This window comes from Streptomyces sp. NPDC050509 (genome assembly GCF_044457965.1).
Classification (GTDB): Bacteria; Actinomycetota; Actinomycetes; order Streptomycetales; family Streptomycetaceae; genus Streptomyces.
In genome coordinates this window covers 24,420-37,287 of the sequence record NZ_JBITHL010000008.1, presented here as the reverse complement: position 1 = coordinate 37,287, position 12,868 = coordinate 24,420, and the positions used below count along the sequence as shown (strand labels likewise).

Sequence of the window (12,868 nt, the reverse complement as noted above, 5' to 3'; positions counted from 1 at the left end):
GCCGGCTACTCGCGGGAGGTCGACGTGGAGCTCATGTCGGCGTACCGGCCGCCCGCCACCTTCGCCGCGATCGGCTCCAGGAGGCTCAGCTCGCTCTCGGTGAGGATGAGGCGCGTCGCGGCGGTGTTCTCCTCGACCCTGGTGCGCCTGCGGGTGCCGGGGATCGGTACGACGGCCAGGCCGTGCAGCGGTGCCTGCTGCTGCACCCAGGCGAGCGCGACCTGGCCCGGGGTGGCGTTGCGCCCCTCGGCGATCTTGCGGACCGGGTCCAGCAGTGTGGCGTTCGCGGCGGCGTTGTCACCGGTGAAGCGCGGCTGCTGACGGCGGAAGTCGTCGGCGCTCAGCTCGCGCTCGGCGTGGACGAACGAGCCGGTCAGGAAGCCCCGGCCGAGCGGGGAGTACGGCACGAGCGCCACGCCCAGCTCGGCGGCGGCCGGGACGGCGGTCCGCTCGACGTCCCGGCTGAACAGCGACCACTCCGACTGGAGCGCGGTGATCGGGTGCACGGCGTGGGCCGCGCGCAGCTCGGCGCCGGTGACCTCGCTCAGCCCGAGGTACGCGACCTTGCCCTCGTCGACCAGTTCGGCCATGGCGCCGACGGCCTCCTCGATGGGGACGTTCACATCGCGCCGGTGCATGTAGTAGAGGTCGATCCGCTCCACGCCGAGCCGCTGGAGGCTGGCCTCGACGCAGCCTCGCAGGTAGGCGCGGTCGTTGCGGATGGTCCGCCTGGTGGGGTCGTCAGGGTCGACGCCCAGGGAGAACTTGGTGGCCAGGACGATCTCGTCGCGGTGTGCCCCGACGAACGGCGCGAGGAACTTCTCGTTCTCGCCGTTCCCGTACACGTCCGCCGTGTCGTACAGGGTCACGCCCAGCTCCAGGGCGCGCTCCAGGGTGGCCCGCGCCTCGTCGGCGTCCGTGGGCCCGTACGCGAAGCTCATGCCCATGCAGCCGAGCCCCTGGGAGCCGACCTCCGGGCCGCCGACGCCTAGGCGTACCTTCTCGATCCTGCCGTCGTTCGTGCCGTGACCCGCGCTGTGGCTCTTGTTGTCGCTCATCGGGGTTCAGAACCTCTCCGACGCCGTGCGGGCGTCCGCGTAAAAGCTGATCTTGTGGTCGAGTACGGACACGGTGTCCTGGAGCTCCGCGATCCGGCGCAGGACATCACGGCGTGTCCGTTCCAGCAGCTCCTGGCGCTCCTCGAACGTGTCGTCGCCTACCCGCAGAAGCTCGGCGTAACGGACCATGTCGGCGACGGGCATCCCGGTCAGCCGCAGTTTGGTGACGAAGATGAGCCAGTCCAGGTCCCGGTTGCTGAAGCGGCGCTGCCCGGTGTGCGACCGGTCGATGTGCGGCATGAGGCCGATCCGCTCGTACCAGCGCAGGGTGTGCGCGGTGAGTCCGGTGAAGCCGGCGACCTCGCTGATCGTGTAACGGTCCTGGCCGTTGGGGCGTGGATGCGCGGGCGGCGCGGCGGCGCAGTGATCGACGCGGTCTGTCCGTACGGGGCTGGTCTGGATCAGCGTCATGCCTTCCACGCTAGAACCTTCGAGTGCGCTCGAAGCAAGTCCTTACGCCCGAATGATCGCGGTGGGCCCGGTCCCGGTCGGACCGCACGGGCCCACAGGGCGCCCCTCGGGGTGTCGTACCCGCCCAGTAGGCTCGTGCGCATGCAGAGCCTGGCGATGATCGAGAACTGGCCCGTGCCGCACGCCGCGGCCGTCGTCGTACGGGGGGACGGGAGCGTCGCCGGGTCGTACGGGCCCACGTCACGGCGTTTTCCGCTCGCCTCCGTGACCAAGCCGCTCGCCGCGTACGCGGTGCTCGTGGCGTACGAGGAAGGCGCCGTCGAGCTGGATGAGCCCGCCGGGCCCGAGGGGGCCACCGTGCGGCATCTGCTCGCGCACACCAGTGGGCTGGCCTTCGACGAGCACCGTACGGCCGCCGCGCCGGGCGCCCGGCGGCTCTACTCGAACGCGGGCTTCGAGGTGCTGGGCGACCATGTCGCCCAGGCCACCGGCATCCCCTTCGCCGACTACCTCCGCGAGGCCGTACTCGAACCGCTCGGGATGGCCGACACGACACTGCCGCCGGGCGGATCGCCCGCCAAGGACGGGGTGTCGACCGCCGACGACCTGGCACGGTTCGCCGCCGAGGTGCAGGCGCCCCGGCTGCTCGACCCGCGTACGGTCCTGGAGGCGATGAGCGTCGTCCACCCGGGGCTCTCCGGCGTACTGCCCGGCTACGGCAACCAGAAGAACAACGACTGGGGTCTCGGCTTCGAGATCCGCGACGGCAAGTCCCCGCACTGGACGGGGGGTTCGTCGTCGCCGCGCACCTTCGGCCACTTCGGGCAGTCCGGTACGTTCCTGTGGGTCGACCCGGAAGCGGGGGCCGCCTGTGTGGCCCTGACGGACCGGGACTTCGGGCCATGGGCGATCGAGGCGTGGCCGCCGTTCACGGACGCGGTGCTCGCGGAGCTGTCGTAGCGCCCCTGCCGCGCCCCGCCGGACGGACGTGCGTCAGGCCGGCATCTCCCAGAGCAGCGCCTCGGCCGCCGCACTCCCCGTCCCCGGCCCGGCGACCAGTTCGAGACCGCGCGCGTCCGTGATCCGCGCCGAGTCGCCGGGGCCCAGCTCCCCCGTGCCCCCGGCACCCTCGGTCCGGTCGGGTCCGTCGAGCCGTACCGCGCCCCGCACCACGTGCACGTAGACCGACGGCGCGTCCGGCACGGCGGAGCGCTCGCCCGCCCGCAGCCGCCGTACGTGCAGCATCGCGCCGGCCTGCGGCAGGGCGTACGGCGTGGCGTCGGCGATGCCCCGTACGACCTCGTACGCGGGCTCGCCGCCCGGCTCCAGCGGCGCCAGCCACATCTGGACGAAGACCAGCGGGACCGCCCCGTCGTTGCGCTCCACGTGGCGCACCCCGCCCGCGGAGCTGAGCCGCTGGACGTCTCCCGGGCGGACGACCGTGGCGTGTCCGGCCGAATCGCGGTGGGTCAGCTCGCCCTCGACGACCCAGGTGACGATCTCCGTGTGACTGTGGGGGTGTTCGTCGAACCCGGCGCCGGGTTCGAGCCGCTCCTCGTTGCAGGCCAGCAGCGCGCCGAAGCGGAGGTTGTCCGGATCGTAGAAGTGCCCGAAGGAGAAGGCGTGCAGCGATTCGACGCCCGCGGCGGCGTCGCCGCCCGCGTAACGCTCCGCTGCGTACCGTACGAGAATCACGTTTCCACCGTAGCCCCGCCCCATGGCCCCGGCCCCACGGGCACCCGACCCGATAAGGCAGTCTTGTCCCGTGCCTGAACCCTCGAACGAACCCCATCCGCACCCCGCGACGCTGCGGCGGCTGGAGCAGTCCTCAGGACGGCTCGCCGCGAACGCCATCGCCCGCATGGACGAGACGCTGCCGTGGTACCGCGCGATGCCGCCGGAGAACCGTTCGTGGATCGGGCTGGTGGCACAGGCGGGCATCGCCGCGTTCACCGAGTGGTTCCGTCACCCGGAGACCCCGCAGGCCATCTCCACGGACGTCTTCGGTACGGCGCCGCGCGAGCTGACGCGGGCGATCACCCTGCGCCAGACCGTCGAGATGGTGCGGACCACGATCGAGGTCATGGAGACGGCGATCGGGGAGGTGGCCGCCCCCGGCGACGAGTCCGCGCTGCGCGAGGCGCTGCTCGTCTACGCGCGGGAGATCGCCTTCGCCACCGCACAGGTGTACGCGCAGGCCGCCGAGGCGCGAGGCGCGTGGGACGCGCGGCTGGAGTCGCTGGTCGTCAACGCGGTGCTCTCCGGTGAGGCGGACGAGGGCGCGGTGTCCCGGGCGGCGGCGCTGGGCTGGAGCTCCCCCGACCATGTCTGCGTGCTGCTCGGCACGGCCCCCGACGGGGACAGCGAGCTGACGGTGGAGGCGATCCGGCGGGCCGCGCGCCACGCCAAGCTCCAGGTGCTGACCGGGGTGCTGGGCGACCGGCTCGTGGTGATCGCGGGCGGCAGCGACGATCCGCTGAAGGTCGCCAAGGCGCTGATCGGCCCGTACGCGGCCGGCGCGGTCGTCGCGGGCCCCGTGGTGCCCGATCTGCTGGCCGCCACGAAGTCGGCGCAGGCCGCCGCGGCGGGCCTCAAGGCGTGTTTCGCCTGGCAGGACGCCCCGCGCCCGGTGCTGGCGGACGATCTGCTGCCGGAGCGCGCGATCGCCTCCGATCCGGCGGCGCGCGAGCAGTTGGTGGAGGAGATCTACAGACCGCTCGAAGAGGCCGGGTCGGCGCTGCTGGAGACTCTGAGTGTCTATCTCGAACAGGCGAGCAGTCTGGAGGGCGCCGCGCGGATGCTCTTCGTCCACCCGAACACCGTGCGCTACCGGCTGCGACGTGTGACTGACGTCACCGGATGGTCACCCTCCGATGTCAGGTCCGCGTTTACGCTGCGGATTGCCCTGATCCTGGGGCGTCTGGCCGACGGGGATCCCCAGTCCTAGACTTTTGTCGTACCCCAACAATTCCCCCAGCGGTTCTTCGTTCCTGTCCCCACGGGCGGTGAGGACCGTCCACAAGAGAGAGTGTGAGTGTGCTCGTACTCGTCGCTCCCGGCCAAGGCGCTCAGACGCCCGGCTTCCTGACCCCCTGGCTCGATCTCCCCGGCGCCGAAGACCGGCTGCGGGCCTGGTCGGCCGCCATCGACCTGGATCTGGTCCACTACGGCACGAAGGCCGACGCGGACGAGATCCGCGACACCGCCGTCGCGCAGCCGCTGCTGGTGGCGGCCTCGCTGCTGTCGGCGCGCCAGCTCTTCCCGGCCACCGCCGACCTCGTGCCGCACGTCGGCGCGGTCGCGGGCCACAGCGTCGGTGAGCTGGCCGCCACGGCGCTCGCCGGTGTGTTCACGGACGACGCCGCCATGAGCCTCGTACGGGCCCGGGGGCTGGCGATGGCCGAGGCCGCCGCCGTCACCGGGACCGGAATGTCCGCGCTGCTCGGCGGCGACCCGGAGACCACGCTCGCCCATCTCGACACGCTCGGCCTGACGCCGGCGAACGTGAACGGCGCCGGTCAGATCGTGGCGGCGGGCACGCTCGCCCAGCTCGCCGCGCTGGCCGAGGACAAGCCCGAGGGCGTACGGCGTGTGGTGCCGCTGAAGGTCGCCGGGGCGTTCCACACGCACCACATGGCGCCCGCCGTCGAGAAGCTGGCGGCTGCCGCCGCCTCCGTCGACACCGCCGACCCGGTCGTCCCGTACGTCTCGAACAGCGACGGCGGCGCCGTTCCCACCGGCTCCGAGGTGGTGGCGCGGCTGATCGGCCAGATCGCCAACCCGGTGCGCTGGGACCTCTGCATGGAGACGTTCCAGGAGCGGGGGGTGACCGCGCTGATCGAGCTGTGCCCCGGCGGCACCCTGACCGGGATCGCGAAGCGCGCCCTGCCCGGCGTGACGACCCTGGCGCTGAAGACCCCCGACGACCTCGAAGCGGCCCGCGCACTGATCGCCGAGCACTCCTCCACGGCTGAATAAGGAGCCAGAGAGCATGTCGAAGATCAAGCCCAGCAAGGGCGCCCCGTACGCGCGCATCATGGGCGTGGGCGGGTACCGTCCGGTCCGGGTGGTGCCGAACGAGGTGATCCTCGAAACGATCGACTCGTCCGACGAGTGGATCCGCTCCCGCTCCGGTATCGCGACCCGTCACTGGGCCTCCCCGGAGGAGACCGTCGCCGCGATGTCCGTCGAGGCGGCGGGCAAGGCCATCGCCGACGCCGGGATCACTCCCGAGCAGATCGGCGCCGTGATCGTCTCCACCGTCTCGCACTTCAAGCAGACCCCGGCCATCGCGACGGAGATCGCGGACCGGATCGGCGCGGGCAGGCCCGCCGCGTTCGACATCTCGGCGGCGTGCGCGGGCTTCGTCTACGGACTGACCCTGGCCAAGGGCATCGTCGTCGAGGGCTCGGCCGAACACGTCCTGGTCATCGGCGTGGAGCGGCTCTCGGACCTGACCGACCTGGAGGACCGCGCGACGGCCTTCCTCTTCGGTGACGGCGCGGGCGCCGTCGTCGTCGGCCCCTCGAAGGAACCGATGGTCGGCCCGACGGTGTGGGGCTCCGAGGGAGACAAGTCCGACACCATCAAGCAGACCGTGCCGTGGGACGATTTCCACGCGGGGTCCATGGAGAAGTTCCCGGCCATCACGCAGGAGGGCCAGGCGGTCTTCCGCTGGGCCGTCTTCGAGATGGCGAAGGTCGCCCAGCAGGCGCTGGACGCCGCAGGCATCACCCCGCAAGATTTGGACGTCTTCATTCCGCATCAGGCCAACATGCGGATCATCGACTCGATGGTGAAGACTCTGAAGCTGCCGGACAGCGTCACGGTCGCGCGCGACGTCGAAACCACCGGCAACACCTCGGCCGCCTCGATCCCGCTCGCTATGGAGCGGATACTGGCGACCGGGCAGGCGAAGAGCGGTGACACCGCGCTCGTCATCGGCTTCGGGGCGGGTCTCGTGTACGCGGCGACGGTCGTTACCCTCCCCTAGGCACACCGGATCATTCCGGAGCGCCTTCCGTAATCCTCTGCTCAATATCTGCTCAATATCGAAGGAGATCGCCCACCATGGCCTTCACCCAGGAAGAGATCGTCAAGGGTCTCGCCGAGATCGTGAACGAGATCGCCGGGATCCCCGAGGAGGACGTCCAGCTCGACAAGTCCTTCACCGACGACCTGGACGTCGACTCGCTGTCCATGGTCGAGGTCGTCGTCGCCGCCGAAGAGCGCTTCGACGTGAAGATCCCGGACGACGACGTCAAGAACCTGAAGACGGTCGGCGACGCCGCCGACTACATCGCCAAGCACCAGGCCTGACAGCTCCGAGGCACGACTCCGGATCCCTCCGGAGAGGTCCCTCCGGACACGTCTGACGCCTGACGCCTGACCCGTTCATCGCGGCAGACGCCACCCGGTGGTGGCGCCGTAACAAATTCAGCACCCTCTACACGTGGAGAAGAATTCCAGTGAGCCAGACCAATCGCACCGTGGTCGTCACCGGTATCGGCGCAACCACACCACTGGGTGGCGACAGCGCTTCGACCTGGGAGGGTCTGCTCGCCGGCCGCTCCGGAGTACGGCCCCTGGAAGGCGAGCGCTTCGCCGACCTGCCGGTCCGGATCGCCGCCACCGCTGCCGTCGACCCGTACGACGTACTGCCCCGGCCGCTCGCCCGCAAGCTGGACCGCTCGGCGCAGTTCGCGCTGATCGCGGCCAGGGAGGCATGGGCGGACGCCGGTTACACCGCCAAGGCGGGCGACGACCCCACGGTCGACGCCGACCGGCTCGGCACCGTGATCGCCTCCGGCATCGGCGGCGTCACGACCCTGCTCGACCAGTACGACGTGCTCAAGGAGCGCGGTGTGCGCCGCGTCTCCCCGCACACCGTGCCGATGCTGATGCCCAACAGCCCCTCCGCCAACGTCAGCCTGGAAGTGGGCGCCCGCGCGGGCGTGCACACCCCGGTCTCCGCGTGCGCCTCGGGCGCCGAGGCCGTCGGCTACGCGGTGGAGATGATCCGTACGGGCCGCGCCGACGTGGTCGTGGCCGGCGGTACGGAAGCGGCCATCCACCCGCTGCCCATCGCGGCGTTCGCCAACATGATGGCGATGTCCAAGAACAACGACGAGCCCACCAGGGCCTCGCGCCCGTACGACAAGGGCCGCGACGGCTTCGTCCTCGGTGAGGGCGCCGGTGTCGTCATCCTGGAGTCGGCCGAGCACGCGGCCAGGCGCGGCGCGCGCGTCTACTGCGAGGTGCTGGGCCAGGGCCTCTCCTCGGACGCCCACCACATCGCGCAGCCCGAGCCGACCGGCCGCGGTATCGCGAAGGCCATGCACAACCTGCTGGACTCCTCGGACCTCAAGCCGTCCGAGGTCATGCACCTCAACGCGCACGCCACGTCCACGCCGCAGGGCGACATCGCCGAGATCAAGGCGCTGCGCCAGGTCCTGGGCGACGACCTGGACCATGTCGCGATCTCCGCCACGAAGTCGATGACCGGCCATCTGCTGGGCGGCGCGGGCGGTATCGAGACGGTGGCCACGGCTCTCGCGCTGTACCACCGCACGGCTCCGCCGACGATCAACCTCGACGACATCGACGAGGAGGTCGACGCGGACGTGGTGCGCGGCGAGCCCCGCACCCTGCCGTCGGGCACGATCGCGGCGATCAACAACTCGTTCGGCTTCGGCGGCCACAACGTGGTGCTGGCGCTGCGCACGGTCTGACGCGCTCGGTCCCGGGCCTCAGCCGCCCGCATCGCCTGCACCAAGGCACCCGTCCGGGGACTTCCCGGGCGGGCGCCTTTGCGTGATACGGCCTGGTGCGCGCCGTAAGCCTTCGGCGCCCGCAGGCTTACGGCGCGCTGATGGAGGGCACTCCCGTCATGCCCTGGCGCTGTTTCCGACTGCTTCCAGCGCCGTCGCCCAGGGATACGGCTTCTTCTCGCCCGGCTGGTTCGGGACGAACCAACCCTCGCCGTACAGAACCGTCACGCCCATGGCTCGCAGTTCCTCAACGCTCTTGTCGAGCCGGCGATGCTGCGCGTAGGCGGCGTTCACGCACGGCATCGTCACGATGGGGATGCCCTTGCCGATGCCTTCGGCAAGCACGCCCACCACGAACTTCGACGTCAGCCCGAGCGCCCACTCGTTGAGCGTGTTGAACGTGGTCGGCGCCACCAGGATGGCGTCCGCCTTCGGCCAGACATCCGGCTCCCCAGGCATTTTGTAATCGGAGCGAACCGGTCCTCCGGTCAGCCGCTCCAGCTCGGTGCGCTGCGGCTCCAGCCAACGAGCCGCTGTCGGCGTCAACCCGAGCCGCACGTCCCACCCTTGGTTGTGGGCGTCCCCGATCACCTGAGCCATGTCGAAGACAGGCGGCGCAGCAGTGCCGAACAGGTACAGAGTCCGTGACGTCATTGACCAAGTCGACCACATGCAACCGCCCCCGAACCGGGTTGGATCGGGGGCGGCCCTGCGGTCCCTTCGACGCGGCTCAGGCGGTGACGGTCCGCCAGATCTGAACCAGACAGAACTGGTCCTCGCCCCCCGGAGCGGCTTCATGACCGGCGGGCGTGTCCAACACGTCGGAACAACCCTGCAGAGGAGAGGTGAAAGGACCCGCGTTCGGGTTGAACGTCCACTGCCACCGCATCCGGTACGTACCCGGCGACGGCAACACCAGCGGAATCTCCCTCAGCCCACCGTCGACGGTCTGCACCCCAAGCTCGCCCTCAGGAAGGTCCACCTCGACCTCCTCGCACCCCGCCCACCGACCGGGCGGCAGCGCCGGTGCACTGGTCCACGACTCCAGACGTATCACCGTCGTGCCCACCTCCGAGGGCACCTGCAGATACACCAGGCCCGGCCCGGGGAGCAGCCACTTCGATCTGTCCGCATCATCATCGAACGTTTCAGCCCCCATGGTCGTGTCGACCAGCCCGAACAACCGATAGCTCGCTGACACCGTCGTGTCGCAGGAATCCAGCAACCTACCCATCAAGCACCTCGCAGTCAGGGAAGACACAGCTCAATGGCGGCGCAGCCACCGACTGTAAACGTAAGGAAGGAGCCATGTTCCGTAGAGGCCGACTACGAGCCGCGTTACCCGAGAAGGGCCCGCTGGTGCTCCCGGGGCGCGCCGACCGTCGGCCCGGGGCGCGGTTCCGGCCTCGTCGGCCGGTCCGTTTCCCCAGGCCACTTCCCACACCCGACGTGCCCGATTCTGAGTAGGACTACTCATACGTCTGCCCAATGCCCGCCCTTAGACTCCCGGTTGTTGCCATCGCGAACGGCGATACGGATTCGAGGGCGAGGATCACGGTGTCTTTTGAGGCTGAGTGGGCGGAGATGAAGCGGGATGCGGCCGCACGCTCCGGAATGGTCCTCGCAAGCGCCGGCGGGAGTGGCACCGGCTCTGGCGGTTTGAAGACGGACAAGGCGGCGTGGACCGCGGCAGGAGACGGTGTCGGCCTGCTCAGAGCCGACATCAAGAGGTCAGGAACGGCCCTGGAGCAGGGACAGAGCGGCCTGGTCACGGCGGGCGGTGTGGAGAGCGCGGCAGCCCAGAAACAGCTCTACCGTTCCTGGAAGGACTACTTGGCCGATGTGAACGGCAGATGTGGTCGCCTCAGCGAACTGCTGGAGAAAACGGGCAACGACGAGTACAAGAACGACGAGGCCGTCCAGAGCGCGTTCAGGCAGCTGGGCGGCCAGTACCAGGACACCCCCGCCACCGGCGGCCAGAGCCGGGGCCGGTGAGTCCGAGCCATGGACCTCGCGTCACTGAGATCACTCACACCGTCCGAGTTCGAGGACGCGGCGGACGGATACCGCTCGACCAGCACCATGGCCGCCCAGGCCAAGGACAACCTCGAAAACCAGATCAGCGCCAAGATGCGTGAAGCCCTGGAAGGCGAGGCCGTGAACGCGGCCCTCGGCGAACTCCGCAAACTGACGGAGAACTTCCACTACATCCAGGTCGAATGTGGTCTGGTCGGCACCGCCCTCAACGCGTTCGCCTCCGAGGCACGATCCGCGAAGAAGAAACTGGACACGGCTCTGGCTGACGCGGAGGCCCGGAAGTTCACGGTGGGACCCGACGGCTCGGTCAGTTACCCGGCCGCGGGCGACAAGGTCGACGGACGGTCCCCGAAAGGCGGTACGGCCGGCGGCCTCACCGACGACACGGCCAACGCGATCGCCCGCCAGGCCGCCGGCTTCGACCCCAATCCGAACTACGCGTTTGCCCAGGACTGCGCCGACCGCATCGCCGAGGCGCTGAAAGAAGCAACGGAGGCCGACCAGAAGTGGGCCCCGGCGCTCAGGAAGCTGAAGGCCGACGACGATCTCACCGTCTCCGCCGAGGACTGGGCGGACGCCCAGAAGGACATGGCCGCAGTCCGTGAGAGCGCCGACGACTACCTGGCCGACATCAAGGCCCCGCCCAAGGACGGCAGCCCCAACGACAACGCCGAATGGTGGAAGGGCTTCTCCGAACAGGAGAAGGCCGACTACGTCGCGCTTCGCCCTGCCTCGCTCGGCGCGCTCGACGGACTCCCGAGCGATGTCCGTGACGAGGCGAACCGTACGGTACTCGCGGAGACCAGAGGTAAGTACCAGATGGAGCTGGACTCCATTCCTCCCGAACCCTCGAAGTATGTCCGCAACCCCAGCGGCTCTTCCTCGGTCATCGTCCACAGCGTCGACTGGGAGAAGTGGAACGAGAAGTACGGGGACAGACAGAAACATCTGGAATTCACCCTTAAGGGCATGAATGCGGTCCAGGACCGATTCGACCGCACCGGCGAGGGAGGACTGCCCGAGGCGTACCTTCTGGGATTTCACCCCGAGAGCAACGGTGACGGGAGGATCATCCTCGCCAATGGAAATCCTGACACGGCGGACCACACCGCCGTGTACGTACCCGGCACAAAATCAAAGCTCGGGAAAATCGGCGACGGTGACGAGTTCGGGGACCTCGGACGCACTGAAAGGCTCTGGACCGAGAGCGACAAGCTCTCTCCGGAGAAGGAAATCTCAACCATTACATGGTTCGACTACAACGCTCCAGACAACATCGTCCCCGAGGCCACACGCGGCTCATACGCGGACGAAGGCGGCCCGAAGTTGCGGCAGTTCCTCGACGGCAACCGGACGGCTCACGAGTACGCGACCGGCAGTTCGGCGCACACCACGGTCATCGGCCACAGTTACGGCAGTACGGTCGTCGGCGTCGCATCGCAGTCCGGCGGAATGCTGGACGGCCCCATGGCCGATGACATCCTTGTCGCCGGAAGCCCCGGCATGCAGGTGAACCGCGCCGTCGACCTGGGAATCCGCCCCGAACACATGTGGGCCATGGGCGCCCCGGGTGACGACTTCGGCGTCCGGCTGGGCGGCTCCTTGGTGGGGCTCGGCGACAACACCATCGTCCCCACCGACGAAGTGTTCGGCGGGAACATCATGAAGAGCGACTCGCCCGACCATAGCGGATTCTGGGACGATGACTCACAGAGTCTCCGAAACCAGGCAGCCGTCGTAACAGAACAATACCAGTGGGTGAAACTTGAATAGGCGAGTCTGGGCAGCAATGCAGACCCTATCGGCATGCACACTACTCGTGGGATGCTCACAAATGAACGACGCCAACACACCAGAACGCGATGGAAAGCAAGTACAGAAGGGAACCGAAAATGCCTCAAGCCAGATCCTGGACATGATGGACCTGAAGGGAAAAGTTACCGAGTCGGGCGCACTGATCCTTCGCTGCTCGGACTACTCACCCGAGGATGAAGTATACAGAGCCCGCCACCCATGGAGCCTCCGTAATATCCCGATCGAAGAAATGAAAAACGCCATGGACCGACTACGGGAGGAGCTTTCCAAGAACGGCTGGAACATCGTCAAGGACGGCCCTGACGACACCGTCGGGAAGGCCCCCCAGATCGTAGCAAATTCCAAGAATGGAGAATTCTCAGCCGACATCAGACTATTGGACAATCGAAAGTACGGCGACGATCCGTCACTCATCGAGGTCACAGTCGTTTCCAAGTGCTACAAGAGCAGCCCAGAGGCAAGCCCAACACCGTGACACGCCCAACGCGCCCGCAACCGGTGGTCAGGCGGGATCCCGGTGCCCGATACGGCCGGCGCGGGAAGCGATCAGCCACTCCAGGTCCGCCAAGACGTCGTCCAACGCGGCCGCGAGCGGCCCCGCGTGAGCCGAACAGCCGTAGACGTCCGCGCCGGCGCCGCTCGGGGAGTGTTCGGAGCCGACCCTTCGTACGGACATGCCGGTGCCGCACGCCGTGCAGCGTGGTGCCTCACCGCTCA

15 protein-coding genes are annotated in these 12,868 nt (G+C 68.8%); 9 read left to right on the top strand and 6 right to left on the bottom strand.

Translation table 11 applies throughout. From position 1 onward, the window contains the following. Positions 1-5 precede the first annotated feature (5 nt). Positions 6-1,058, bottom strand: coding sequence for an aldo/keto reductase (locus tag ACIBJC_RS22805; RefSeq protein ID WP_399295261.1), 1,053 nt, complete (start codon positions 1,056-1,058; stop codon positions 6-8). Between the two features lie 6 nt (positions 1,059-1,064). After that, entirely contained in the window at positions 1,065-1,529 is a 465-nt protein-coding gene (locus tag ACIBJC_RS22800) for a MerR family transcriptional regulator (protein WP_399295259.1), read from the bottom strand. 141 nt (positions 1,530-1,670) lie between these two features. Between ACIBJC_RS22800 and ACIBJC_RS22795 the strand changes: the two genes are divergently transcribed. Further along, a complete protein-coding gene (locus tag ACIBJC_RS22795) occupies positions 1,671-2,489 on the top strand; it encodes a serine hydrolase domain-containing protein (RefSeq protein WP_399295257.1) in 819 nt (272 codons plus the stop codon). A gap of 33 nt (positions 2,490-2,522) precedes the next feature. On the opposite strand, the gene ACIBJC_RS22790 is transcribed toward ACIBJC_RS22795, so the two are convergent. Continuing rightward, positions 2,523-3,248: a pirin family protein gene (locus tag ACIBJC_RS22790; RefSeq protein WP_399295255.1), complete on the bottom strand. Its 726-nt coding sequence runs from the start codon at positions 3,246-3,248 to the stop codon at positions 2,523-2,525. On the opposite strand from ACIBJC_RS22790, the gene ACIBJC_RS22785 reads away from it, so the two are divergent. The 5 genes from ACIBJC_RS22785 to fabF all read left to right on the top strand — a co-directional run bounded on the left by ACIBJC_RS22785 (position 3,247) and on the right by fabF (position 8,260). After that, positions 3,247-4,476: a PucR family transcriptional regulator gene (locus tag ACIBJC_RS22785; RefSeq protein WP_399295253.1), complete on the top strand. Its 1,230-nt coding sequence runs from the start codon at positions 3,247-3,249 to the stop codon at positions 4,474-4,476. The genes ACIBJC_RS22790 and ACIBJC_RS22785 overlap by 2 nt on opposite strands. Before the next feature lie 89 nt (positions 4,477-4,565). Beyond that, entirely contained in the window at positions 4,566-5,507 is a 942-nt protein-coding gene (locus tag ACIBJC_RS22780) for an ACP S-malonyltransferase (RefSeq protein WP_399295999.1), read from the top strand. 13 nt (positions 5,508-5,520) lie between these two features. Beyond that, complete coding sequence (locus tag ACIBJC_RS22775; RefSeq protein ID WP_399295251.1) at positions 5,521-6,522, top strand: ketoacyl-ACP synthase III; 1,002 nt, start codon at positions 5,521-5,523, stop codon at positions 6,520-6,522. 77 nt (positions 6,523-6,599) lie between these two features. Next, complete coding sequence (locus ACIBJC_RS22770; RefSeq protein ID WP_384997131.1) at positions 6,600-6,848, top strand: acyl carrier protein; 249 nt, start codon at positions 6,600-6,602, stop codon at positions 6,846-6,848. Positions 6,849-6,997: 149 nt separating this feature from the next. After that, a complete protein-coding gene (gene fabF, locus ACIBJC_RS22765) occupies positions 6,998-8,260 on the top strand; it encodes a beta-ketoacyl-ACP synthase II (protein ID WP_399295249.1) in 1,263 nt (420 codons plus the stop codon). Between the two features lie 156 nt (positions 8,261-8,416). On the opposite strand, the gene ACIBJC_RS22760 is transcribed toward fabF, so the two are convergent. Continuing rightward, positions 8,417-8,953 carry a flavoprotein gene (locus tag ACIBJC_RS22760; protein WP_399295247.1) on the bottom strand — a complete coding sequence of 179 codons (537 nt, stop codon included), beginning with the start codon at positions 8,951-8,953 and terminating at the stop codon, positions 8,417-8,419. A 76-nt stretch (positions 8,954-9,029) separates the two neighbouring features. Next, positions 9,030-9,533 carry a hypothetical protein gene (locus ACIBJC_RS22755; protein ID WP_399295245.1) on the bottom strand — a complete coding sequence of 168 codons (504 nt, stop codon included), beginning with the start codon at positions 9,531-9,533 and terminating at the stop codon, positions 9,030-9,032. Positions 9,534-9,958: 425 nt separating this feature from the next. Here ACIBJC_RS22755 and ACIBJC_RS22750 point away from each other — a divergent pair, with 425 nt between their 5' ends. From ACIBJC_RS22750 to ACIBJC_RS22740, 3 genes are all read left to right on the top strand, one after another. Then, a complete protein-coding gene (locus ACIBJC_RS22750) occupies positions 9,959-10,294 on the top strand; it encodes a hypothetical protein (protein WP_399295244.1) in 336 nt (111 codons plus the stop codon). 9 nt (positions 10,295-10,303) lie between these two features. After that, positions 10,304-12,109 (top strand): alpha/beta hydrolase, encoded by a 1,806-nt coding sequence (locus tag ACIBJC_RS22745; RefSeq protein WP_399295242.1) that lies wholly within the window; start codon positions 10,304-10,306, stop codon positions 12,107-12,109. Between the two features lie 61 nt (positions 12,110-12,170). Continuing rightward, positions 12,171-12,626 carry a hypothetical protein gene (locus ACIBJC_RS22740; RefSeq protein WP_399295240.1) on the top strand — a complete coding sequence of 152 codons (456 nt, stop codon included), beginning with the start codon at positions 12,171-12,173 and terminating at the stop codon, positions 12,624-12,626. Between the two features lie 27 nt (positions 12,627-12,653). On the opposite strand, the gene ACIBJC_RS22735 is transcribed toward ACIBJC_RS22740, so the two are convergent. Further along, complete coding sequence (locus tag ACIBJC_RS22735; RefSeq protein ID WP_399295238.1) at positions 12,654-12,827, bottom strand: hypothetical protein; 174 nt, start codon at positions 12,825-12,827, stop codon at positions 12,654-12,656. Positions 12,828-12,868 lie beyond the last annotated feature (41 nt).

Excerpts from the sequence above, each read along its gene's own strand:
- ACIBJC_RS22805 (WP_399295261.1), bottom strand. The coding sequence starts at position 1,058 with ATGAGCGACAACAAGAGCCACAGCGCGGGTCACGGCACGAACGACGGC.
- ACIBJC_RS22800 (WP_399295259.1), bottom strand. The coding sequence starts at position 1,529 with ATGACGCTGATCCAGACCAGCCCCGTACGGACAGACCGCGTCGATCAC.
- ACIBJC_RS22795 (WP_399295257.1), top strand. The coding sequence starts at position 1,671 with ATGCAGAGCCTGGCGATGATCGAGAACTGGCCCGTGCCGCACGCCGCG.
- ACIBJC_RS22785 (WP_399295253.1), top strand. The coding sequence starts at position 3,247 with ATGGCCCCGGCCCCACGGGCACCCGACCCGATAAGGCAGTCTTGTCCC.
- ACIBJC_RS22790 (WP_399295255.1), bottom strand. The coding sequence starts at position 3,248 with ATGGGGCGGGGCTACGGTGGAAACGTGATTCTCGTACGGTACGCAGCG.
- ACIBJC_RS22775 (WP_399295251.1), top strand. The coding sequence starts at position 5,521 with ATGTCGAAGATCAAGCCCAGCAAGGGCGCCCCGTACGCGCGCATCATG.
- ACIBJC_RS22770 (WP_384997131.1), top strand. The coding sequence starts at position 6,600 with ATGGCCTTCACCCAGGAAGAGATCGTCAAGGGTCTCGCCGAGATCGTG.
- ACIBJC_RS22760 (WP_399295247.1), bottom strand. The coding sequence starts at position 8,953 with ATGACGTCACGGACTCTGTACCTGTTCGGCACTGCTGCGCCGCCTGTC.
- ACIBJC_RS22755 (WP_399295245.1), bottom strand. The coding sequence starts at position 9,533 with ATGGGTAGGTTGCTGGATTCCTGCGACACGACGGTGTCAGCGAGCTAT.
- ACIBJC_RS22745 (WP_399295242.1), top strand. The coding sequence starts at position 10,304 with ATGGACCTCGCGTCACTGAGATCACTCACACCGTCCGAGTTCGAGGAC.
- ACIBJC_RS22740 (WP_399295240.1), top strand. The coding sequence starts at position 12,171 with ATGAACGACGCCAACACACCAGAACGCGATGGAAAGCAAGTACAGAAG.
- ACIBJC_RS22735 (WP_399295238.1), bottom strand. The coding sequence starts at position 12,827 with ATGTCCGTACGAAGGGTCGGCTCCGAACACTCCCCGAGCGGCGCCGGC.